Genomic DNA, 19,998 nt, shown 5'->3' with positions numbered 1-19,998 from the left:
CTTGTCTATAGAGGAGGGCTCTTATGCCTGAACAGTCATATTATCTTGGGGTAGACATTGGTACGACTTCCACCAAAGCGGTTTTATTTGATAAATCCGGTAAAATCCTAGCGGCAGACACGGTTTTTTATGCGCTCGAAACGCCAAATCCGTTAGTGGCCGAACAAGACCCAGAGGAGATTTTCCGAGCGGTGTTAAGTTCCGTTCGAAAAATCATCCGTAAAAGTGAAATCGATACGAATCAACTGAAACTCGTATCTTTTAGCTCAGCCATGCACAGTCTGATTGCAGTAGATGCTAAGGGGAATTTGCTAACGCAAAGCATCACGTGGGCCGACACAAGAAGTTCAAAACATGCGAAGTACATCAAAGAACGACTAAATGGCCACGAAATTTACTTACGCACAGGTACGCCCATTCACGCGATGTCACCACTATCCAAATTGTTGTGGTTAAAAGACGAAAAGCCGGAAGTTTTTGAGCAGGCTGCTAAGTTTATTGGCATTAAGGAATTTGTCTTTCAGGAATTGTTTGGAGAGTACGTTGTTGATCATTCAATTGCGTCTGCAACCGGATTATTTAATTTGCGGGAACTGGATTGGGACAAAGAGGCGTTGGGAGTAGCAGGCATCACGCCCGAACAGTTGGCGCGACCGGTTCCGACAACCCATCAATTGACAGGTATCGACTCGGAACACGCCTTGTTTATGGGCATTCCTGAAGACGTTCCATTTATTATTGGCGCGAGTGATGGAGTGCTCGCAAATCTAGGAGTAGATGCCATCGAACCAGGTGTCCTAGCTGTAACAATCGGCACAAGTGGGGCCATCCGTACGGTCACGACCGAGCCGAAAACCGATCCAAAAGGACGGACATTTTGTTATGCCTTAACGGAAAATCATTGGGTAGTCGGCGGACCTGTCAATAATGGCGGTATCGTCTTACGCTGGCTACGTGACGAGTTTGCTTCATCTGAAGTGGAAACCGCGAAGCGTCTCGGCATCGATCCGTACGATGTGCTGACGAAAATCGCTGAGACGGTCAATCCTGGAGCGGACGGCTTGCTGTTTCATCCCTATTTAACAGGAGAGCGAGCTCCTCTATGGGACGCGAATGCGCGTGGGTCGTTTTTTGGATTGAGCATTCATCATAAAAAGCAGCATATGATTCGAGCTGTGTTAGAAGGTATTGTCTTTAATTTGTATACCGTCCTGCTGGCGGTCGAGGAATTGACCGGCGAACCAACACGTATCCAAGCATCTGGCGGCTTTGCTCGTTCAGGAATGTGGCGTCAGCTGATGGCTGATGTCTTCGATAAACCCGTAGTTATTCCCGAAAGCTTTGAAAGTTCGTGTCTTGGGGCAGTCGTTCTCGGCATGTATGCGATTGGCGAAGTTGATGATTTCAGCATCGTTTCCGAAATGATCGGCCAAACGCACACGCATGATCCAGATGAAACGTCAGCTGGTATTTATCGTGAGCTCTTGCCGATTTATATCCGCTTGTCGCGCCTTTTAACAGCAGAATATGAGAGCATTGCCGATTTTCAACGAAAGCATTTAGAGTAAGTGCAACATCCTGGACCAGTCTTGCTGGTTTGGGGTGTTTTTTGTCGATTTTCTTGTGGGTAGGTGCGGTTGTACACGATTTTTGAGGAATACGCACGTTCAAAGGAGAATACGCACGTTCAGCGGAAGATACGCACGTTCAGCAGAGATACGCGCGGTCAGCGGAAGAATACGCACGTTCAACGGAAGATACGCACGTTCAGCAGAAGATACGCACGTTCAGCAGAAGATACGCGCGGTCAGCGGAAGATACGCGCGTTCAGCGGAAGAATACGCACGGTCAGCGGAAGATACGCACGTTCAGCGGGAGATACGCACGTTCAACGGAAGAATACGCACGTTCAGCGGAAGATACGCGCGTTCAGCGGAAGATACGCGCGGTCAGCGGAAGATACGCACGTTCAGCGGAAGATACGCACGTTCAACGGAAGATACGCGCGTTCAGCGGAAGATACGCACGTTCAGCGGAGAATACGCACGTTCAGCGGGAGATACGCGCGGTCAGCGCAAGATACGCACGTTCCAGCAAATTTAGTTGCATAGTAGATAGAACTATCAGAAAATAATGAAAAATATCTATAATTTTCCAAACGTACATGATACGATAAAACGAAAAACTCATTGAACATCAAAGGGGATGTCTAAATGGAACCAAGTGCGATTGTGGTAGGAGCAGGGCTTGCAGGGTTAGTGGCGGCTGCGGAAATCGCAGACGCTGGCAAAAAAGTGTTGTTACTAGACCAGGAGCCAGCAGCTTCTTTTGGCGGACAGGCGTGGTGGTCTTTTGGCGGACTGTTTTTAGTCGACTCACCGGAACAAAGGAGAATGGGCATTAATGATTCAAAAGAGTTGGCTTGGCAAGACTGGCTTGGGGCAGCTGGTTTTGATAAAGAGCAAGATGAAGATTATTGGGGCAAGAAATGGGCTGAAGCCTACGTAGACTTTGCAACCTATGAAAAACGAAACTGGCTTGCTGATATGGGCGTCAAATTTTTTCCTGTCGTTGGATGGGCAGAACGGGGTGGTTATTTAGCAGAAGGACATGGCAATTCTGTGCCGCGCTTTCATATCGTTTGGGGAACAGGACCGGGAATTGTCGCACCATTTGAGAGACGTGTTCGGGAACATATCAAGAATGGGTTAATCGATTACCAGCCACGGCACCGAGTGGATGAATTAATGATAAAAGGTGGGCGAGTAACAGGTGTGACAGGATCGTTATTAGAGACGAGTGATGTAAAGCGTGGAGAAGCCAGTTCACGAAACGTTGTCAGCAATTTTCGGTGTGAAGCAAAAGCGGTCATTATCACAAGTGGCGGAATTGGTGCCAACCATGAATTGATTCGAAAAAATTGGCCAAGTCGTTTGGGTATAGCACCAGAAACCATGCTCACAGGAGTGCCTGCGCACGTAGATGGACGCATGCTGGCTATTACCGAAAAAGCAGGTGGGCGAATCGTTAAACGTGACCGGATGTGGCATTACACTGAAGGCATTAAGAATTGGAACCCGGTTTGGAACAAACACGGCATCCGAATTTTGCCAGGTCCGTCTTCGATGTGGTTTGATGCAACAGGTAAACGCTTTTCTGCGCCTAATTTTCCAGGATTTGATACGCTCGGAACACTTGAGACTATCCAAAAAACGGGCTACAGTTATTCGTGGTTTATTTTGACGCAGAAAATTATTGAAAAAGAGTTTGCGCTATCAGGATCTGAGCAAAATCCTGACTTAACCGGCAAAAGCATTCCTCAAGTCTTGTCTCGAGTCCGCGCAGGAGCAACAGCACCGGTAAAAGCTTTTATGGATAAAGGCGAAGATTTTGTTGTCGCAGAGACACTGGAAGAGTTAGTCGCTCGTATGAACAAATTAACGGGGGAAAACTTATTGGATTTTGCTCGAATCAAGCAGCAAATTAGCGCGCGAGATGCGCAGCTCGATAATAAATTCTCTAAGGATTTGCAAATTACGGCGATGCGCGGTGCTCGAAATTATCGGGGAGACCGTCTAATTCGAGTAGCGGCACCGCATAAATTACTGGATCGTAAAAAAGGACCGCTTATTGCCGTTCGTTTACACATTTTGAGCCGCAAAACTTTAGGTGGTCTGCAAACGGATTTATCCGCACGAGTACTCGGTGATACCGGTCAACCGGTACCTGGACTCTATGCTGCAGGAGAAGTTGCCGGATTTGGTGGCGGGGGTATCCATGGATATCGCTCATTAGAAGGAACTTTTCTTGGTAGCTGCCTGTTTTCTGGGAGAGTAGCGGGGAGAGCGGTGGCGAGCGAAGGAGGTGCTGAGAGTGATTGTTGAAGATGTTGGATGGCGGATTTTCCTTTTCCTACTTGGAGTCGTATCGAGTATCTTTTTAGTCAACATGTTGTTAAGGAAAATTCTTGGAGTGGAGAGAAAAGCATTTTTTTCAGACACTCGCGTAAATGATGTGCATAAAAAATGGGATCGGATATTGAATGGCCTCTCAGCAGTAATAGTCTTTATCATATCGCTTGTAGCGATCAATTATGGTCCAGCAGCCTTTTTTTATGTTCTACTGGTTTCTGTGCTGTTGGGGATTATACAGCTATTGGTCCGTTTAGGATTTGAAAAAAAACATGCTGAAAATCCCAATGACTATTTGTATACGCTATTGGAATCGGTAACTGGAACCATTATTTTAATTACTTTTGGGGTGAGTTTATTTCCAGACTACCTTTCGGTGGTGTTTAATATCTAAGGTAGATACGCCCAGTAGCTGAAAGTAGGTTCTGGGTGTTTTTTTGTCGTACCTTAATATATTAGAATAAAACCGTTCAGTACGCTTTAGGGGGCTTGTGTAGGCGTAAGAAAAATACACCCATACATGAGCCTTTACTGACAAGATAAAAAGAATTATCAGAAAATATCTATAATTTTCCATACGCTCGTGATACGATAAAAGACATTACAATATTACTCAACTTCGAAGGAGATATCTAAATGGAATTCAGTGCGTTTGTAGCGGGAGTCCATCTTGCAGCTGTAGTCGGGAGTGAGCTTTCTGAAAGTGAAGTGGCGCTTCGGTTTATCTTTTTCGTAGGTGGAAGCATAGCCAGTATTTACCTAGTGGACAAGGTTCTAAAGAAAATTCTCAAAATAGAAAAAAACAAATCGTCTACGGATAGTTATGTAAACGATCTTCACAAAAAGTGGGACAAAATCATTAGCCTCTGGTCAGGTATTGCTTTGACAGTCATAACGTTTATCCTTTTCAATACGAATGCATCTATAAATTTGTTTCTTTTGTTACCAGTCGCAGCCTTACCATTTTTACCGACAATTATCCAGGTTGGATTTGAGAAAAAATATGCAGAGAATCCCAATGATTATCTGTATACCTTATTGGGATTAGGAATGTCTAGCGGGATTATCATTACGTTGTTGCTGATCTTTTCGCCAGGAATCTAAGCTTAGTAGTCATAATAAAGGAGGAAAAAATATGGGAGACATTATCGCGGTATTTGCGTTATTAGTGCCGGTTTTTATTGCTGCGATGGCATTGAGGTGGGTTCGGATCATCCGCAGTAATTCGGAAAGACAGATAGAACAAAACGAAGAAATCATCGCTTTGCTGAAAAAATCCAATGAATAAACAAAAAGATGTGCTCATTCGGAAATACAACGAAGTTGATTTCCGAACGATTCATGAGTTGAACAAGCAGCAAGGATGGAACAATCTCGTTGAAAAGAAGCAAGAGACACAGCAGGCTTGGGCAAATTCTACGGTGGCTGTGGTTGCTGAAATCGATGGACGAGTCGTTGGGTGCTTAAGAGGATTAACAGATGGTTTCATTTCTCTCTATATTTGTGAATTGTTGGTAAACCAAGATCATCGTAAATTAGGCATCGGAAAAAAGATGCTGCGCTATGCTGCGCTATGCTCATAAGCTATATCCGAAAACTCGTTTGGAATTACTAGCTAGCGACGCTTCACGTAGTTTTTATAAAGCGCAGAGCTATCGGCCATTGTACGGTTTTCGTAAGACGATAGTAGAATAAACTGTTTCACGTGAAACGTTTAAATCTAAAGGAGTGATTTCCTAATGAGAAGTGAGCAGGTTTATATCCGATTTTTTCAGCCGAGAGATGCTGCTGAAAAGCTAAAGCTAGAGGTCGCAAACCGTAACTTTTTTGAAGCCTACTCGGTTACGCGTTATTCAGATTTCTATACGCTTGAAATGCAGCGAGAGCTTATTGAAATTTATGCCGATCAAAAAGAAGATGATTTATCGTATAGCTTTGGAATTTTTGAGAATGAAACCGACGTGTTGGTCGGAACAATTAGTTTAGTGCAAGTGATTAGAGGACCGTTGCAAAGCGCCATACTAGGGTATGCGCTAGACAAAACCTATAACGGTAGAGGCTATATGACAGAAGCAATTGAACTGACCGTGGCATATGCTTTCAAAAAACTAGCGCTACACCGAATCGAAGCAGGCGTTATGCCAGGAAATGATGCTTCAGTTCGCGTGTTGGAAAAAGCAGGTTTCCATCAAGAAGGTATTGCTTCAAAAAATGTTGAAATTAACGGCAAATGGCAAGACCATCAAATACTCGCAATCATCAACCCAAGAGACTTTTAATAATATACGAGTACGCAATCAAAAAGGAGCAGAGCGATGACATTTCCTCTATTAGAAACAAAAAGGCTGCGTTTAAACCAAGTTGAAGAAAGCGATGCGGTGCGATTTTTCGACATCATGTCGCGAGACAAAGTGACCGAATATTACGGAATGGATTCGTTGAGTTACGAAGAAGAAGCTGTAGAAGTTATTCGTTCATTCCGTCTTAGTTTTGAAGTGAACCGAAGCATACGCTGGGCGATTCGCCTCAAAGAGACAAACCAGTTTATCGGAACAATCGGTTTGAATAACTTGAATCCAAAAGCAAAGAAAGCAGAGATTGGCTATGAATTACATCCAGATTATTGGGGTCAGCAATTCATGCAAGAAGCTATACACAGCGTGCTAAATTATGCTTTTACAGAACTCGATTTATACCGAATGGGTGCTGTAACGTTTCCCGAAAATACATCATCTAATCGTTTGTTACAAAAGCTAGGCTTTACAGTAGAAGGAAAACTGCGTGGTTATTTGTATCAACGGAACCAATCTCATGATGCGTTGATCTTTTCTTTATTAAAACCGGAATGGTCATCTAGCTAGCTTTAAAAGCATCATTTTATGTGCTTTCCACTCGTTCAGTGATCATTTTTTGCATCAAGGGCATTATTTTATTAGGGTCAGTTACGTGCTGATGCATCCAGCCAATTTCTTTTGCTAAAAGACATCGAACAATTAAAGCGGCTTGTGCGTGATTTTCTGGCGTCATTAAGGTCGACATTTTCTCGACTTCTGCAAAAATAGTTTTGGGCAGTGAACGACTGATTGCTTTCAATCCAAGTTGCGCGCGTTCGGGTGTATACCGATATAGTAAAACCCGGGACAGATGTTCGAGGACTTGCGACAGCATCTTTACCGCCCAAATCTCATTTCCTCGTGCAGCGGCTTTCCGGTATTGGAATAAAAACCAAGCAACATCAATAACATGGTCGGTGTATTCCTCTTTACTCAGCGTAAGACTTTGCGACGCAACGAATTGTTCAAGTAAATTTTCAGGATCGTAAACGACTTTGAAAAAATCTTTTGCCGTGAATGATTCTACTGTCACCGTAAACAAATCGATATGCAGGAAATTATCAAAAACTACTATAAGCTGTGGCGCAATGACGAAGATGTCATCTTGAAATAGTACAGGGCGATACGCTTCAAGGTGAGACAGCCGCTCTTTCAAAAATAACGATTCTTGTTCTTGGTCGACCAGGCAATACAGGTCGATGTCTGAATGCTCGTCGTGCTCGTTCCTACCCATCGATCCCTTCAGAAAAACAGCCCGCACATATGAACTTTGTATTAAACTAGCCGTAATTTGTTGTACCGCAATTTCTTGAATGAGCATAATCGATTCCTCCAATAACTGAATTTTTTAATTGTATCATATAAGGATAAATATCCCAATTTTTTATAGAGGAGGATTTAAAATATGCGCCAAATTATTGCGATGGGCGGTGGTGGGTTCTCCATGGAACCGGACAATCCACTACTCGATCACTACATACTGAAACAAGCAAACAAAGCTCTACCCAAAATCTGTTTTATTCCAACGGCAAGCGGAGATGCAGATAACTATATTGAAAAATTTTATGATTTTTTCAATCAACAACACTGTGAGCCGAGTCATTTGTCTTTATTCAAACCACATACACGAAACTTAGAAGCGTTTGTATTACAGCAAGACATTATTTATGTAGGCGGCGGCAATACGAAAAACTTATTGGTGCTGTGGAAAGAGTGGGGACTGGATCAAATTTTGAAAAAGGCTTGGGAACAAGGCGTCATTCTTGCAGGACTCAGCGCAGGTTCAATTTGCTGGTACGAACAGGGTGTTACCGATTCGTATGGTGACAAACTCGAACCGCTCGAGGCGCTCGGCTTTTTACGAGGAAGTCATTGTCCGCATTACGACGGCGAAGCTGAAAGAAGACCGACCTATCGTCAGTTTATGAACCAAGGGGTAATGCAATCCGGCATCGCCGCAGACGACGGAGCGGCTGTTCATTATATCGACCAAAAAATTAAAAAGGTAGTCAGCTCAAGACCCTCAGCCAAAGCGTACCGTGTGTTTAAAGGTGGAGAAGAAGAATTGGCGGTTGAGTATTTGGGGGAGTGATCTGCAACAATGATGGATATTTTTTCGATCACATCAGAGAAGTTACAAGACAATCGAATGATTCGAGTTTCTATACCTAAAGATTACCGATTAACTAATAAGCAGTATCCTGTATTGTATATGCACGATGGCCAAAATGTTTTTCGAAACGATCATGCTATTGGCGGCGTATCACTAGAATTAGAAAATTATGTAGACAAAAATAGCTTGGATATAATCGTTGTAGCGATAGATCAAAGGAGGGAGCAACGAAAAAATGAGTATTGTCCGTGGAAAAATGGGGTTTATAGCAAGCCATTTCTAGAAGATAAAACAGTGTCTTTTGGAGGCAGTGGATCAAGCTATATAGAATTTATCGTTGAAGAATTGAAACCTTATATCGATAAAACATATCGAACAAAACAAAGCCAAACCGCAATGGCTGGAATTTCGCTTGGCGGGTTGATTACTTTATACGCAGCTTGTATTTATCCACATATATTCACAAACATCATTCTTTTTTCAGCCGGATTTTATGCCAATCAAGAAAAAATCGAAGAGTTGATAGATATAACAGACTTATCTGTACTAACTTCACTATATATGGACTGCGGTACAAGTGAAGCGGGGAGTAATTCAACCACTAGCCATGAATTTTTGGTTTCGAATCAGAGGATTGCAAAAAAGTTGAACAGAAAGTGTTCTGTTGTCACTTTTAACATATTAGAAGGGGAGAAACACAACTACCTTTCTTTTCAGAAAAGAGTTCCAGAGCTTTTTAGTTTTTTACAAAACGAGGTGCTTTCATGAAAGTAGAGTTAATTAAAGCAGAAGTTTCGGATGCCCCGTCTATTTTAGCAATGCAAAAAGAGTCTTTCATGCCACTATTAGTAAAATATCAAGACATGCAGACAAATCCTGCGAACGAAACACTTGAACAAGTTCTCACTCGAATCACAATGTCGGGCTCATTCTTCTACAAAATCGTAAAAGGACAGAAAATGGTAGGCGCAATACGCGTCAAGTACGGCGGAGAAAACTGTTTTTGGATTAGTCCTATATTTGTAGATCCACAGTTCCAAGGCCTCGGTGTTGCTAAAGAAGCAATGAAGCTAGTTGAAGAACGGCATGCAGAAGCGCATGTTTGGGAGCTCGCGACCATTTTAGAAGAAGAAGCAAACTGTAGGTTTTACGAAAAATTAGGATATCAATCAACAGGAGTAACTCAATCCTTAAATTCTAACGCGACATTAGGTTATTTTAACAAAATAGCAAAGGATGCGGACTAAATGAAACTAACTACAGAGCTTTCAAGATTTAAAGTGAAACAGGGAAAGGAAGTTGTAGTTGAGCAATGGATAGAATTTTTGGAAGAGCATATGGATAATGTATTACTCACACTTGAAGATGAAAAAATGTTCATCGAAACAATTTTTAGCGAAACACTTGATGGCAACACCTATCTTTACTGGTACTCGGTACAAGGAGAAGGGGGTGCAGAGTTGGAAAACTCAAGTCATGAAGTGGATCAAAAGCATATGGAATATTGGAACGACTGCATCGATTCAACTTACTCGCCAGTTGACTTAGAAGCAAAGCTTGTCATGATCCAGAAAAAAGTAAGGTCTGTAATGAATTGATAAAAGTGGAATTAGAGGAGAGACAAGTAATGCTTGAAACAAACCGCTTCTATTTGCGAGAGTTTATTAAAGAGGATTGGAAAGCTGTACATGCCTATGCCTCACAGGAAATAGTTACTCAATACCAACCATGGGGACCTAATACAGAAAAAGAAACGCAACAATATCTAGTAGATGTGTTAGAGCAACAGGTAACAAACCCTCGTACGAGTTTTACTTTTGCAGTGGTATGGAAACAAACAAACGAAGTGATTGGAGCGGGAGAGCTTTCTGCAATAGATAACATGAACCAGTCAGGTGAAATCGGTTATATTCTTCATCCGAATTTTTGGAGAAGGGGAATTGCGGCAGAAGTCACATTATTATTACTCGAATTTGGGTTTAGAAACAAAGAACTCAACAGAATTTCAGCTAGTTGTGATCTTCAAAACAGTGGGTCGCAAAACGTTCTAGAAAAATCAGGAATGGTAAAAGAAGGACTGCTTCGCCAAAACTTACGAATGAAAAAAGGCTGGCGCGATTCTCTGCTCTACAGTATTCTCAAAACTGAATACATGAGCTAGTATTCGTGTTCCCCTAACGCAACTTCTGCTATAGTGACATGAAGGGCAGTATCCTTGTTGAACTGCACCCCTCAAAATTGCTCAACAACTGCATAGTTCTGCCTTGATCTTAAATCGACAGGGACGGAGAAAACCTACAATAAACTTTCTGCCCGTCTGTCCAAAATTGGAAAGATGGGCTTTATTTTTGGTTTTCCTCCCAAAAGGAGAGAAAAAAATGAAGAATACCGCATCACTCATCAAAATGAAAACACAAAACGAAAAAATCGCCATGCTGACCGCCTATGATTACCCGTCAGCCAAGCTTGCTGAAGAAGCCGGAATTGATGTCATTTTAGTCGGCGATTCTTTAGGAATGGTCGTTCTTGGATATGATTCTACTGTAAAAGTAACCGTAGATGACATGATTCATCACGGCAAAGCAGCTCGTCGCGGAGCTCCCGACACATTTTTAGTGGTAGACATGCCATTTGCTTCGTTTCACGGAAGCGCACAACGTATACTGGATAACGCTGTTCAAATTTTTCAGGAGACTGGAGCGGAAGCGGTAAAAGTAGAAGGTGCAGATGAGGTAGTTGACGCCATACAATTATTAACACGTGCCGGCATTCCGGTTGTTGCGCATCTCGGATTGTTGCCTCAGTCAGCAGGTGTTCTAGGCGGTTATAAAGTGCAAGGCAAAACTGCAGATGCGGCACAAAAGCTAATTGAGGATGCACAAGCTTGTGAAGCAGCAGGAGCGTGTATGCTGGTCCTGGAATGTATTCCGTACCAATTAGCTGACAAAGTCACCACAGCTCTCACCATCCCGGTTATCGGCATTGGAGCAGGCAGTGAAACAGATGGCCAAGTTTTGGTTTATCACGACACCTTGAAATACGGATCGCACCATTTGCCGAAATTTGTACGGTCTTATGCAGAAACAGGTGAGATCATGAAAAACGGCTTGATTCAGTACGTCAATGAGGTGAAATCAAACACATTTCCTGCGGAGGAACACCGCTTTACGATGAGGGAAGAAGAACTCCACCAGTTGTATGGAGGAAAAGAATAGGTAAACAAGAAAACCCCGCCATCTTGAAAAAGATAGTGGGGTTTCTCTCTTTAAACTACTGTATTATAGGCCTATAAGAAAGAGGATTTACCTTTTGGAATAAAATCTTCTATATTTTATAGGTGTTGCCTCTCAAAAGCTTATTACTATACATATGTTTATCTGCTCGTTTAAATACTTCTTTAATTTCATAATTCTTGTTCTTCTTCGTTTCATGACCAAAGGAAACAGAAACGACAAGTGAACCTACCTTTTCTAGCCCCGACAACTCATTAATGCGTTCAATAATCAACTCTGCTTCAGAAGAGTCTGTGTTAGGTAACAGAATAACAAACTCATCGCCACCGATTCTGCAAATAACATCATTTGCTCGACAGCCTTGTTTGATTACTTCGGCAGATTTTTTCAATAAGACATCGCCCATGGAATGTCCAAACGAATCATTGATCAGTTTTAAACCATTTACATCTCCAATTATAATAGTCAAAGGTAGATTTTTTGCTGTATCCATTCTTTCTATTTCTTCCTCGTAAAATCTTCTATTATACAAACCTGTTAATTGATCATTATAGCTAAGATATAAAATTTCTTCATTTTGAAAGACCAGTTCTTTGTTGGCAATAGTTAATTCAGCGGCTCGTTTATCTTTCTCTTCGTTTTGAAAGATCAGCTCTTGATTTGCAATAATTAACTCTGCTGCCCGGTCAGCTTTTTCTTCGGTTTGAAAAATAATTTTTTTGTTGGCAATGACGAGTTCTGCTGCCCGGTCAGCTTTTTCTTCAGTTTGGAAGATTAGCTCTTTGTTGGCAATGACGAGTTCTGCCGCCCGGTCAGCTTTTTCTTCAGTTTGGAAGATCAACTCTTTGTTGGCAATGACGAGTTCTGCTGCCCGGTCTATTTTTTCTTCAGTTTGAAAAACAAGTTCTTTGTTTGCGATAACCAACTCGGCCGCCCGGTCAGCTTTTTCAGCAGTTTGAAAGGCCAGTTCTTTGTCTGCGATGACTAGCTCAGCGGCGCGTTTGTCTTTTTCTTCATGTTGAAAAGCCAGTTCCTTATTCGCGATGACCAATTCAGCGGCGCGTTTGTCTTTTTCTTCATTTTGAAAAACCAGCTCTTGATTCGCAATGATCAACTCGGCCGCTCGTCTATCTTTTTCTTCATTTTGAAAGACTAGCTCTTTATTCGCGATGACCAATTCAGCCGCCCGATCAGCTTTTTCAGCAGTTTGAAAGACCAGTTCTTTGTTTGCGATGACTAATTCGGCCGCCCGCTTTGCTTTTTCTTCAGTTTGAAAAGCCAGTTCCTTATTCGCAATGACTAGCTCAGCCGCGCGTTTGTCTTTTTCTTCATGTTGAAAGGCTAGTTCTTTGTTCGCAATGACTAACTCGGCCGCCCGTTTATCTTTCTCTTCGTTTTGAAAGACTAGTTCTTTATTTGCGATGATCAACTCAGCCGCACGTTTGTCTTTTTCCTCATTTTGAAAAACGAGCTCTTGATTCGCAATGACTAATTCAGCAGCCCGATCGGCTTTTTCTTTGCTTTGAAAGATCAATTCTTTCTTTGCATTAATCAGCTCGGCTAGACTTTCTTTGTTTGGTAAGTAAAGGTTATTGCCCATAGCACACTACACTCCAATTTTTTTATGGTGGGATATCTAAACTTCTAAGAATTATGGGTAATCCTCATAAGTTCATACTGCTTTTTTGTCTCTACTATGAAATATTCAAATATTTTTTGCTGAAAGCTTCAGGTGACAAAGGCTTATCGTGAAGATAACCTTGATGAATAGGACAACCATTTTCTTGTAGGAATAAAGCTTCTGCGGGTGTTTCAACACCTTCAGCTAACAATTGACAATCAATCCCTTTGACAAACTGGATCAGTGATTTGAGAACTGCTTCAGATCGGGCATCTTGACCAATTTTGCTGATAAACGATTTATCTAACTTAATTTTATCGATGGGGTAATCTACCAAATAGGCTAGCATAGAAAAACCGGTACCAAAATCATCCAAAGCAATTGAAATTCCTTTTGATCTGCAAGTCATTAAGTTAGTTAGCGTCAGTTCCGAACCGGTCAGTTCTACACTCTCTGTGATTTCGAGTTCAATCTGATCAGCTGGAATCTGATTTTTTTCCATCATGAGAAATAAATCATGAAAGAAAGTTTGGCTTGTGAGTAGCGATGAGGTCACATTAATAGCGGTTTTAGGGAAACTGTTACTGTGCTTTTTCTCTTCATTTATAAAAGTAAAAACTTCCTCTAGCAGATGATTTGTTAAACGTGATATAGTTCCTGTCTCTTCAGCGATGCCAATGAATTCAATAGGAGAAATAGGACCGAGCGTTGGGTGATTCCAGCGCGACAGCACTTCAACGCCGGTGAGATCCCCAGTTGCACAATTAATTTGTGGTTGTAAAACAAAATGATAGCCAATTTCTTGGAGATTTCCTGCCAGACTTTCTTCAATCAAAAATCGCCGGGCTAAATCAATTCCCATCCCCGAATGAAAATGGGAGTAGGAAGAACCATTTTGCTCTTTAGCTTTTCGCATCGCTGTCTCAGCATACGCGATGAGTTCTTCGGCACCGTAAGAATCTTGAGGATAGGAAGAAACTCCAATGCTCGCGTTTACTGTGATCGACTTAGCGTTTTCCAATACCATAGAATTAGGGAAGATGTTCCGTATTTTTTGCGGGAATTCTTCGATTTCTTCTTTTGGTTGATGCAAATGGAGAAGAATGAGTTCGTCGCCGTCAAGTCGACCAGCTAAATCTTGAGGAGACAACAAGTTTTCGACTTTTTCGACGATTTTTTTAATAACTTGGTCTCCAGTTTTGTGATTATAGAGTGTATTAATATGCTTAAAATTATCTAGATTAATATAGATGAGAGAAAAAGGGAGTTCTTTTTGCAGAATTTGTTCAATACTTTCTTCAAATTTTACCCGCGTTAACCAGCCCGTTAAATAATCGGTTGAGGGAACCTTTAGAAGTTTTGCTTCCAATGTCTCTTCCTTATGAACTTTTTGATAATAAACAGCGAGTCCTCCATCAGAAACTGGTGTAACTTTGACACTAAACCTAGTATCCAGGGGAGCATAGTATTCTTCAAATTGTAAGGGTACTCGATCCTGCATTGCCCGAATATAAGTCGAATAAAATTTAGTTCCAACAGCTTTTGGGAAGCAACTCCAAATACTTCGACCAATCAGTTCTTGTTTTTTACGCTGAAGAATTTTTTCCGATTCGGAATTTAAAAAGTGGAACCTCATTTGGTTGTCGAGAAGGAAAAAAGCTTCTGCCATATTCTCGAGAACAACTTCTGCCTTCAGACAACTTAATGAGGACACATTGGTCACCTGCTGTTTATAAAGGATGATTCCTTTTGAATTATTGTCGAGTGAAAAAGATTGATATTTTACAGACAGGTATTCTATGGTTTTTGGGTCGTAGAAAAGTGATAGCTGAATTACTTCCTTTTCGTTTCCCATCAATATATCTTTCATAGATTGAACCACGTTGAATTTCTTCATTTCTTCCAGACATTTGAAGTAGTTCCCTCCGTCTTTCCAAAGAGCGGTTGGCAGTTGACGACTCTGACAATACACTCTCCAATTTTGGCTAGAATGAGCAACGAATCCTTCTGTGTTCAAAACTAGAACAAAATCTACTTGCGTTTCATCTAACTCTTGAATTTGTTGTTCAATGTTTTGCATACTCAGTCATTCCTATCTATCTTCACTGTATTTTAAGTACGTTGTTATTTATGGCTGCTTAACTGACAATTATCGAAGATAGTCCATCTTTATTAAAACTGGATGTTATCTTTTACATAATCATTACTAATAAATCGATATTCATCCGCTAGTAAAACGATGATATTCAGTGTCCAAGGATTTGAAGCACGATAAAAAAATTGGAGAAATGTAATCTCCAACCCTTATTCTATATACTCCTCAAAATAGGCAATGATCTCTCAACTTATATAATGAGAGTTTTTATATCTTTTTACATATAATCCATTTTAAAAATGTACATACATCAAAAGAAAAAAATGCTTTTTTGGTGACTCGGTTAATATGAAACATCTAATTAATTGGGATTTATACTTAATAAGTATTTATTTTTTAATAATTTTTAGACACAAATGCTTATTTAAATGGATTAAAATGAATTATATATCCTTAATGTATAATATAATATAGGTATTTTGAACCTAAGATTTTATCGGTAAATAAATTGTATAGTAAGAATAAATAATTATTTTTTATTTTACCAATTGAATGTAAAAAGGACAGTAGAATAGAAGAAAAGAATAGCTAAACAGTAGAATCCCATCACCTTCATAAGGTGGTGGGATTCTACTTAATTAATTTAGCTTTTGCGCTAGCTTGCCTTATACAGAACGTATACCAGTTGCATTAGCTGCTTATCATTTAAAAAGAGAAAGCAATTGAATTTTGAACAAGCTCTTTAGTAGGTTTATCGGGTATTGGGAGTCATTGTTCAAACGGCTGGAGATTTAAATGTTGCGCTATTATTAAATTCAGAGTCTTTGGCTGCCATGAGCTTGAGTTCCATTTTATTGAAATAGGTTCGTTAGTCTGCGGCAGCCACTAGTTGGGTCGAACATCATTGCTCGGATTTTAATCTCTTTACGAACAAAGTCTTTTTGTACCATCTTTTTCTCGGTTGGTTTTGATTGGAGAATAAATTCCTTAAAATAGCTAGAAACACCATCTACTTTCAGAAGAGGGTAAGCCAATGTCACAACTCCAAAATCCGTATACGTTTTTCAAAGTTGCGAGGTAAATTTCCAAATCCTCAATAAAAATTTTCTGTTTTTAAAATAGTAGTATGGTAACTTCTATTTTTAAAGAAAAGGCGATTTTTTATCTACTTTTTAGAATTTTTAGGAGTCGTGTTTGAGGTTCTTTAAAAAAAGATAGTAAAATAGAGAATTCTGTAAAAAAATTACCGATTTACACACGAATATCTCCTGTTGAAAAAATAATAAGGACGATTCAAACTTTTAGATTGTCTAGCCCGTCAAATAATAAGAACGTGTACGCGACATGTTGGAATTGGAAAAGGTGAAAACTTTGTCATGACAAAAGAAGAAAAATTTAAACTCATAGAGAAATTTATAATCGAAAATCGAGAATCGCATTATCGACTTGCTTATAGTTATGTAAGAAACAAAGATACAGCACTCGATATTGTGCAAGACGCTATTGTGAAAGCTCTCAATTCGATTGATCGCCTAGACGACATCAATTTATTGAAAACGTGGTTTTACCGAATTGTCATTAACACATCGATTGATTTTATTCGAAAAAATAAACGTTCGATGGCAATGGATGATGAAGTGTTGAAAGTCTATTTGCCTCATTTAGAAAATGAACTGCATGATATGGATTTACAAGAAGCCATTGAACAACTTTCTCCAGAATACAAAACAGTGATTATTCTTCGGTTTTTTGAGGATTTAAAAATCGATACCATAGCAGAAATAACCGAACAAAATGTGAATACCGTTAAAACTAGACTGTATAGCGCCTTGAAAAAACTGCGCATTGAAATCGGAGGGGACCTTTAGTCATGAAAAAACTTGAGAAATTAAAAAAAGACTATGATGAAATTGAAATTCCATCAGAACTAGAAGGTCTTGTAAAGGACTCAATACGACAAGCAAAGTCAGCACAGAAAAAGCCAAGGCGTGTAAAAAAATGGTCTCTCGCCTCAGCAGCAGCAGCAGCCTTATTTGTTGGGAGCATCAATGTAAGTCCAGCATGGGCACAATCGATGTCATCGATTCCTGGACTTGGCGCGATTGTAGAAGTCTTCACCGTTCAAAAGGTAGCGATAGATGAAGAAACCTATCAAGCGAATCTTACGACACCTGCGATTGAAGGCTTAGAAAACAATGAGTTACAAAATTCGTTAAATGAAAAATACATTGAAGAAAATAAAGTGCTTTTAGAACAATTTGAACAAGAAGTTGCGGGCATGAAAGAGATTGGCGAGGGACACCTTGGAATTGATACAGGATATGAAGTCATCACTGACACAGAGCAATTGCTGTCCATTGCGCGTTATGAGGTTGAAATCGGTGGGTCATCTTCAATGACTATGAAGTATGACACAGTCGATAAAGAAAATAGTGTATTGATCACCTTGCCAAGTCTTTTCAAAGACGACCAGTACATTGATGTGATCAGTTTATATATTGCGGCTGAGATGAAACGACAAATGGCTGTGGATGAAGAAATTTCTTATTTTACTTCAGACGATATAACATCAGAATTTAGCACCATTAAACCGGATCAAAAATTTTATATCACTCCAACAAACAAATTGGTAATTGCATTTGATGAGTACGAAGTGGCAGCAGGGTATATGGGAGTTGTCACCTTTGAAATCCCGACTAATATAATTGATGATTTGTTAGTTAGCGACAAGTATATTAAATAGTTTCCTCCTATAGAAGCAGTAAGCGCATTTAATAGCTTACTGCTTCTATAATATAGTACTCAGTATTTTTAAAAAATTTTTGCGTAGTCCAAACTATTTGTAAGAAGTAGCCGTCTAACTATTTATAACCAATTAAAGGAGTCTTAATCTTGAACAGAAAAAAACTTAAACGTCGTTCTTTTTGGATCAATACGTTCCTCTTATTTTTTATCGGAATATTAACAATTTCTACATTTAGTTTAATGACAATGGCTACAAAGAAAGATAACGCTTCAACAGCTGAAGCAAATAAAGTGACGGTACCAACTAAAATAATGTTCAACACATCTGAATCTGATATTCCAGGCATAAAAATTGTTACAGAAACATCAACTGATGCATCAGCTCCTTTTGTGCTTCAATATCCTCAAACTGAATATAGCACTCATAATAAAGCTGTTTTTCAATACATAGAAAGAGCGAAAGAAAATTATTTAACGAAAACACAGAATGGCAAAGTCGAAGGAGATTTGACGATTTCTTATGAAATCATCTCTCATTCTTCAAAAAAATATTCAATTGCGCTAACGACCAATCGAGTAATTGGGGAGGCTAGTGAACAACAAAGAATAGAATCGTTTCACTGGAATCTTGAAACAGGTGAAAATTTCACAATTAAGGATGTACTCGAGAACGATTCAAAACACCTAATGATGTTGTCCACGTTAGTACGTCACAATCTATACAATAATTCGACCTTATCAAACGAATTTTCTCAAGACAAAATTCGTTTAGAGACGCAACCAACTTGGGAAAACTTTGATCAATTCGTCGTTACAGATAAATCCATCACTTTTTATTTCGCTGAATCAGAAGAAGAAATAGGTCTTGTTAATTCTATAGTTACAACCATTCCATTAACTACTATAAATGAGTTGCTTGCTGAGCCATTCCAATTACTAATAGAAGAAGATGAAGTGACACAAGCACCTGCCGAGACAACGAAGAAAGTCGCTTTAACATTTGACGATGGACCCAATCCGAAAACAACTGTACAAATACTAGAGATATTAAACAAATATGATGCCAAGGCAACATTTTTTATGTTAGGGAATAGGGTGCAAGCCTATCCTGAAATCGCTAAACAAGTGCGAGAAGAAGGTCATGAAATCAGCAATCATTCATGGAATCATCCTGATTTAACAAAGCTAAGTACGGAAAAGGTGCAAAGAGAAATTCAGGATACCAATACAATTATTGAAATGGTTACAGGTGAAAAATCAACTAGCTTCAGACCGCCATACGGAGCAGTAAATGCGGCTGTTCGCCAACAAACAAATCTACCTATAGTTTTATGGGATGTAGATACGCTCGATTGGCAAGATCGTGATGCTCATCAATTACTCGTTAATGTAAAACGTGATGTAAAAGGTGGGAGTACCATTTTAATGCATGATATCCACCAATCTACAGCAGACGGACTTGATGCCGTTTTAGCTTATTTACAAAGTGAAGACTACACATTTGTAAAAGCTTCTGACTTGTAATAATCTGAATCAGCTAGCGTGAACCGAGCGTTGTTTAGAAAAACTCAAGATCCACTTTATAAAAGAACAACGTTTCAATGAAACTTATGTGATGTTTAAAGATCCTCACGGCCTACAATTAGAATTGGTGGGACGCGAAGCTAGAAAAAATGACTTTGCTCTTGGGATGCTACTCTAGAAGCAATATGCGGGAGCTTCGGCGCGTCCAGAGTAAACAGTGATAAGGCTTAAAAAGTTGGAGAGGAAGAAGACTTTCTACGTTTCCCTTCTTCTAGTGAAATTGGCAATATTATCGATTTGGAAACGACACCTCTAGGTCATGAAGAAATTGGTATTGGAACTGTACATCACATTGCTTGGCGTCAAGATTAAGCAGGAGGGAAAGAATTGGTACGCAATCGAGAGTTTTGTGTAGTAGAAGTA

Annotated in this window: 21 protein-coding genes; 17 read left to right on the top strand and 4 right to left on the bottom strand. The window is 40.0% G+C overall.

Going from position 1 to position 19,998, the window contains the following annotated elements; all coding sequences use genetic code 11:
* Nucleotides 1–23 precede the first annotated feature (23 nt).
* The 8 genes from gntK to AJGP001_RS16635 all read left to right on the top strand — a co-directional run bounded on the left by gntK (nucleotide 24) and on the right by AJGP001_RS16635 (nucleotide 6,772).
* On the top strand, nucleotides 24–1,568 hold the full coding sequence (gene gntK, locus AJGP001_RS16665) for a gluconokinase (RefSeq protein ID WP_078080787.1): 1,545 nt from the start codon (nucleotides 24–26) through the stop codon (nucleotides 1,566–1,568).
* Nucleotides 1,569–2,213: 645 nt separating this feature from the next.
* Nucleotides 2,214–3,884 (top strand): FAD-binding dehydrogenase, encoded by a 1,671-nt coding sequence (locus AJGP001_RS16660; protein ID WP_078080786.1) that lies wholly within the window; start codon nucleotides 2,214–2,216, stop codon nucleotides 3,882–3,884.
* Nucleotides 3,874–4,305: a DUF4181 domain-containing protein gene (locus tag AJGP001_RS16655; RefSeq protein WP_078080785.1), complete on the top strand. Its 432-nt coding sequence runs from the start codon at nucleotides 3,874–3,876 to the stop codon at nucleotides 4,303–4,305. The genes AJGP001_RS16660 and AJGP001_RS16655 overlap by 11 nt, the downstream gene beginning before the upstream one ends.
* A gap of 242 nt (nucleotides 4,306–4,547) precedes the next feature.
* On the top strand, nucleotides 4,548–5,015 hold the full coding sequence (locus AJGP001_RS16650) for a DUF4181 domain-containing protein (RefSeq protein ID WP_071152875.1): 468 nt from the start codon (nucleotides 4,548–4,550) through the stop codon (nucleotides 5,013–5,015).
* A gap of 31 nt (nucleotides 5,016–5,046) precedes the next feature.
* Nucleotides 5,047–5,199: a hypothetical protein gene (locus tag AJGP001_RS17575; protein WP_169793174.1), complete on the top strand. Its 153-nt coding sequence runs from the start codon at nucleotides 5,047–5,049 to the stop codon at nucleotides 5,197–5,199.
* Complete coding sequence (locus tag AJGP001_RS16645; protein WP_342743341.1) at nucleotides 5,192–5,494, top strand: GNAT family N-acetyltransferase; 303 nt, start codon at nucleotides 5,192–5,194, stop codon at nucleotides 5,492–5,494. Before AJGP001_RS17575 ends, AJGP001_RS16645 begins: the two co-directional genes overlap by 8 nt.
* Nucleotides 5,495–5,650: 156 nt before the next feature.
* Nucleotides 5,651–6,190, top strand: coding sequence for a GNAT family N-acetyltransferase (locus AJGP001_RS16640; RefSeq protein WP_071152874.1), 540 nt, complete (start codon nucleotides 5,651–5,653; stop codon nucleotides 6,188–6,190).
* A gap of 36 nt (nucleotides 6,191–6,226) precedes the next feature.
* On the top strand, nucleotides 6,227–6,772 hold the full coding sequence (locus AJGP001_RS16635) for a GNAT family N-acetyltransferase (protein WP_071152873.1): 546 nt from the start codon (nucleotides 6,227–6,229) through the stop codon (nucleotides 6,770–6,772).
* Nucleotides 6,773–6,788: 16 nt separating this feature from the next.
* Here the strand turns inward: AJGP001_RS16635 and AJGP001_RS16630 are convergent, their stop codons facing one another.
* On the bottom strand, nucleotides 6,789–7,565 hold the full coding sequence (locus AJGP001_RS16630) for a nucleotidyltransferase domain-containing protein (protein WP_071152872.1): 777 nt from the start codon (nucleotides 7,563–7,565) through the stop codon (nucleotides 6,789–6,791).
* Between the two features lie 84 nt (nucleotides 7,566–7,649).
* Here AJGP001_RS16630 and AJGP001_RS16625 point away from each other — a divergent pair, with 84 nt between their 5' ends.
* The 6 genes from AJGP001_RS16625 (at nucleotide 7,650) to panB (ending at nucleotide 11,572) form a co-directional block, all read left to right on the top strand.
* Complete coding sequence (locus AJGP001_RS16625) at nucleotides 7,650–8,336, top strand: Type 1 glutamine amidotransferase-like domain-containing protein (RefSeq protein ID WP_071152871.1); 687 nt, start codon at nucleotides 7,650–7,652, stop codon at nucleotides 8,334–8,336.
* A gap of 9 nt (nucleotides 8,337–8,345) precedes the next feature.
* On the top strand, nucleotides 8,346–9,125 hold the full coding sequence (locus AJGP001_RS16620) for an alpha/beta hydrolase (RefSeq protein ID WP_071152870.1): 780 nt from the start codon (nucleotides 8,346–8,348) through the stop codon (nucleotides 9,123–9,125).
* Nucleotides 9,122–9,604 carry a GNAT family N-acetyltransferase gene (locus AJGP001_RS16615; RefSeq protein ID WP_071152869.1) on the top strand — a complete coding sequence of 161 codons (483 nt, stop codon included), beginning with the start codon at nucleotides 9,122–9,124 and terminating at the stop codon, nucleotides 9,602–9,604. Before AJGP001_RS16620 ends, AJGP001_RS16615 begins: the two co-directional genes overlap by 4 nt.
* Nucleotides 9,605–9,955, top strand: a complete 351-nt coding sequence (locus tag AJGP001_RS16610) for a DUF6176 family protein (RefSeq protein WP_078080784.1) — start codon at nucleotides 9,605–9,607, stop codon at nucleotides 9,953–9,955.
* Between the two features lie 29 nt (nucleotides 9,956–9,984).
* Nucleotides 9,985–10,518 carry a GNAT family N-acetyltransferase gene (locus AJGP001_RS16605; RefSeq protein WP_078080783.1) on the top strand — a complete coding sequence of 178 codons (534 nt, stop codon included), beginning with the start codon at nucleotides 9,985–9,987 and terminating at the stop codon, nucleotides 10,516–10,518.
* A 217-nt stretch (nucleotides 10,519–10,735) separates the two neighbouring features.
* Entirely contained in the window at nucleotides 10,736–11,572 is an 837-nt protein-coding gene (gene panB, locus AJGP001_RS16600; RefSeq protein WP_071152868.1) for a 3-methyl-2-oxobutanoate hydroxymethyltransferase, read from the top strand.
* 109 nt (nucleotides 11,573–11,681) lie between these two features.
* On the opposite strand, the gene AJGP001_RS17665 is transcribed toward panB, so the two are convergent.
* The 3 genes from AJGP001_RS17665 to AJGP001_RS16580 all read right to left on the bottom strand — a co-directional run bounded on the left by AJGP001_RS17665 (nucleotide 11,682) and on the right by AJGP001_RS16580 (nucleotide 16,340).
* Nucleotides 11,682–13,190: a GGDEF domain-containing protein gene (locus tag AJGP001_RS17665; RefSeq protein ID WP_143039486.1), complete on the bottom strand. Its 1,509-nt coding sequence runs from the start codon at nucleotides 13,188–13,190 to the stop codon at nucleotides 11,682–11,684.
* Nucleotides 13,191–13,284: 94 nt separating this feature from the next.
* The gene (locus AJGP001_RS16585) at nucleotides 13,285–15,291 is read right to left on the bottom strand and encodes a sensor domain-containing protein (RefSeq protein ID WP_078080782.1); all 2,007 of its coding nucleotides are present in this window, start codon (nucleotides 15,289–15,291) and stop codon (nucleotides 13,285–13,287) included.
* 866 nt (nucleotides 15,292–16,157) lie between these two features.
* Nucleotides 16,158–16,340, bottom strand: a complete 183-nt coding sequence (locus tag AJGP001_RS16580) for a hypothetical protein (protein ID WP_071152867.1) — start codon at nucleotides 16,338–16,340, stop codon at nucleotides 16,158–16,160.
* 342 nt (nucleotides 16,341–16,682) lie between these two features.
* Between AJGP001_RS16580 and AJGP001_RS16575 the strand changes: the two genes are divergently transcribed.
* The 3 genes from AJGP001_RS16575 (at nucleotide 16,683) to AJGP001_RS16565 (ending at nucleotide 19,575) form a co-directional block, all read left to right on the top strand.
* Complete coding sequence (locus tag AJGP001_RS16575; RefSeq protein WP_071152866.1) at nucleotides 16,683–17,174, top strand: RNA polymerase sigma factor SigV; 492 nt, start codon at nucleotides 16,683–16,685, stop codon at nucleotides 17,172–17,174.
* A 2-nt stretch (nucleotides 17,175–17,176) separates the two neighbouring features.
* Nucleotides 17,177–18,049 (top strand): anti-sigma-V factor RsiV, encoded by an 873-nt coding sequence (gene rsiV, locus AJGP001_RS16570; RefSeq protein WP_078080781.1) that lies wholly within the window; start codon nucleotides 17,177–17,179, stop codon nucleotides 18,047–18,049.
* A gap of 149 nt (nucleotides 18,050–18,198) precedes the next feature.
* Nucleotides 18,199–19,575: a polysaccharide deacetylase family protein gene (locus tag AJGP001_RS16565; RefSeq protein ID WP_078080780.1), complete on the top strand. Its 1,377-nt coding sequence runs from the start codon at nucleotides 18,199–18,201 to the stop codon at nucleotides 19,573–19,575.
* The last annotated feature ends 423 nt before the right edge of the window (nucleotides 19,576–19,998 follow it).

It is taken from the genome of Planococcus faecalis (assembly GCF_002009235.1).
GTDB classification, from domain to species: domain Bacteria; phylum Bacillota; class Bacilli; order Bacillales_A; family Planococcaceae; genus Planococcus; species Planococcus kocurii.
Note: the sequence above shows the minus strand (reverse complement) of the source record. Positions and strands in the feature narration are given on the sequence as shown.

Excerpts from the sequence above, each read along its gene's own strand:
- gntK (WP_078080787.1), top strand. The coding sequence starts at position 24 with ATGCCTGAACAGTCATATTATCTTGGGGTAGACATTGGTACGACTTCC.
- AJGP001_RS16660 (WP_078080786.1), top strand. The coding sequence starts at position 2,214 with ATGGAACCAAGTGCGATTGTGGTAGGAGCAGGGCTTGCAGGGTTAGTG.
- AJGP001_RS16650 (WP_071152875.1), top strand. The coding sequence starts at position 4,548 with ATGGAATTCAGTGCGTTTGTAGCGGGAGTCCATCTTGCAGCTGTAGTC.
- AJGP001_RS17575 (WP_169793174.1), top strand. The coding sequence starts at position 5,047 with ATGGGAGACATTATCGCGGTATTTGCGTTATTAGTGCCGGTTTTTATT.
- AJGP001_RS16645 (WP_342743341.1), top strand. The coding sequence starts at position 5,192 with ATGAATAAACAAAAAGATGTGCTCATTCGGAAATACAACGAAGTTGAT.
- AJGP001_RS16640 (WP_071152874.1), top strand. The coding sequence starts at position 5,651 with ATGAGAAGTGAGCAGGTTTATATCCGATTTTTTCAGCCGAGAGATGCT.
- AJGP001_RS16635 (WP_071152873.1), top strand. The coding sequence starts at position 6,227 with ATGACATTTCCTCTATTAGAAACAAAAAGGCTGCGTTTAAACCAAGTT.
- AJGP001_RS16630 (WP_071152872.1), bottom strand. The coding sequence starts at position 7,565 with ATGCTCATTCAAGAAATTGCGGTACAACAAATTACGGCTAGTTTAATA.
- AJGP001_RS16625 (WP_071152871.1), top strand. The coding sequence starts at position 7,650 with ATGCGCCAAATTATTGCGATGGGCGGTGGTGGGTTCTCCATGGAACCG.
- AJGP001_RS16620 (WP_071152870.1), top strand. The coding sequence starts at position 8,346 with ATGATGGATATTTTTTCGATCACATCAGAGAAGTTACAAGACAATCGA.
- AJGP001_RS16615 (WP_071152869.1), top strand. The coding sequence starts at position 9,122 with ATGAAAGTAGAGTTAATTAAAGCAGAAGTTTCGGATGCCCCGTCTATT.
- AJGP001_RS16610 (WP_078080784.1), top strand. The coding sequence starts at position 9,605 with ATGAAACTAACTACAGAGCTTTCAAGATTTAAAGTGAAACAGGGAAAG.
- AJGP001_RS16605 (WP_078080783.1), top strand. The coding sequence starts at position 9,985 with ATGCTTGAAACAAACCGCTTCTATTTGCGAGAGTTTATTAAAGAGGAT.
- panB (WP_071152868.1), top strand. The coding sequence starts at position 10,736 with ATGAAGAATACCGCATCACTCATCAAAATGAAAACACAAAACGAAAAA.
- AJGP001_RS17665 (WP_143039486.1), bottom strand. The coding sequence starts at position 13,190 with ATGGGCAATAACCTTTACTTACCAAACAAAGAAAGTCTAGCCGAGCTG.
- AJGP001_RS16585 (WP_078080782.1), bottom strand. The coding sequence starts at position 15,291 with ATGCAAAACATTGAACAACAAATTCAAGAGTTAGATGAAACGCAAGTA.
- AJGP001_RS16575 (WP_071152866.1), top strand. The coding sequence starts at position 16,683 with ATGACAAAAGAAGAAAAATTTAAACTCATAGAGAAATTTATAATCGAA.
- rsiV (WP_078080781.1), top strand. The coding sequence starts at position 17,177 with ATGAAAAAACTTGAGAAATTAAAAAAAGACTATGATGAAATTGAAATT.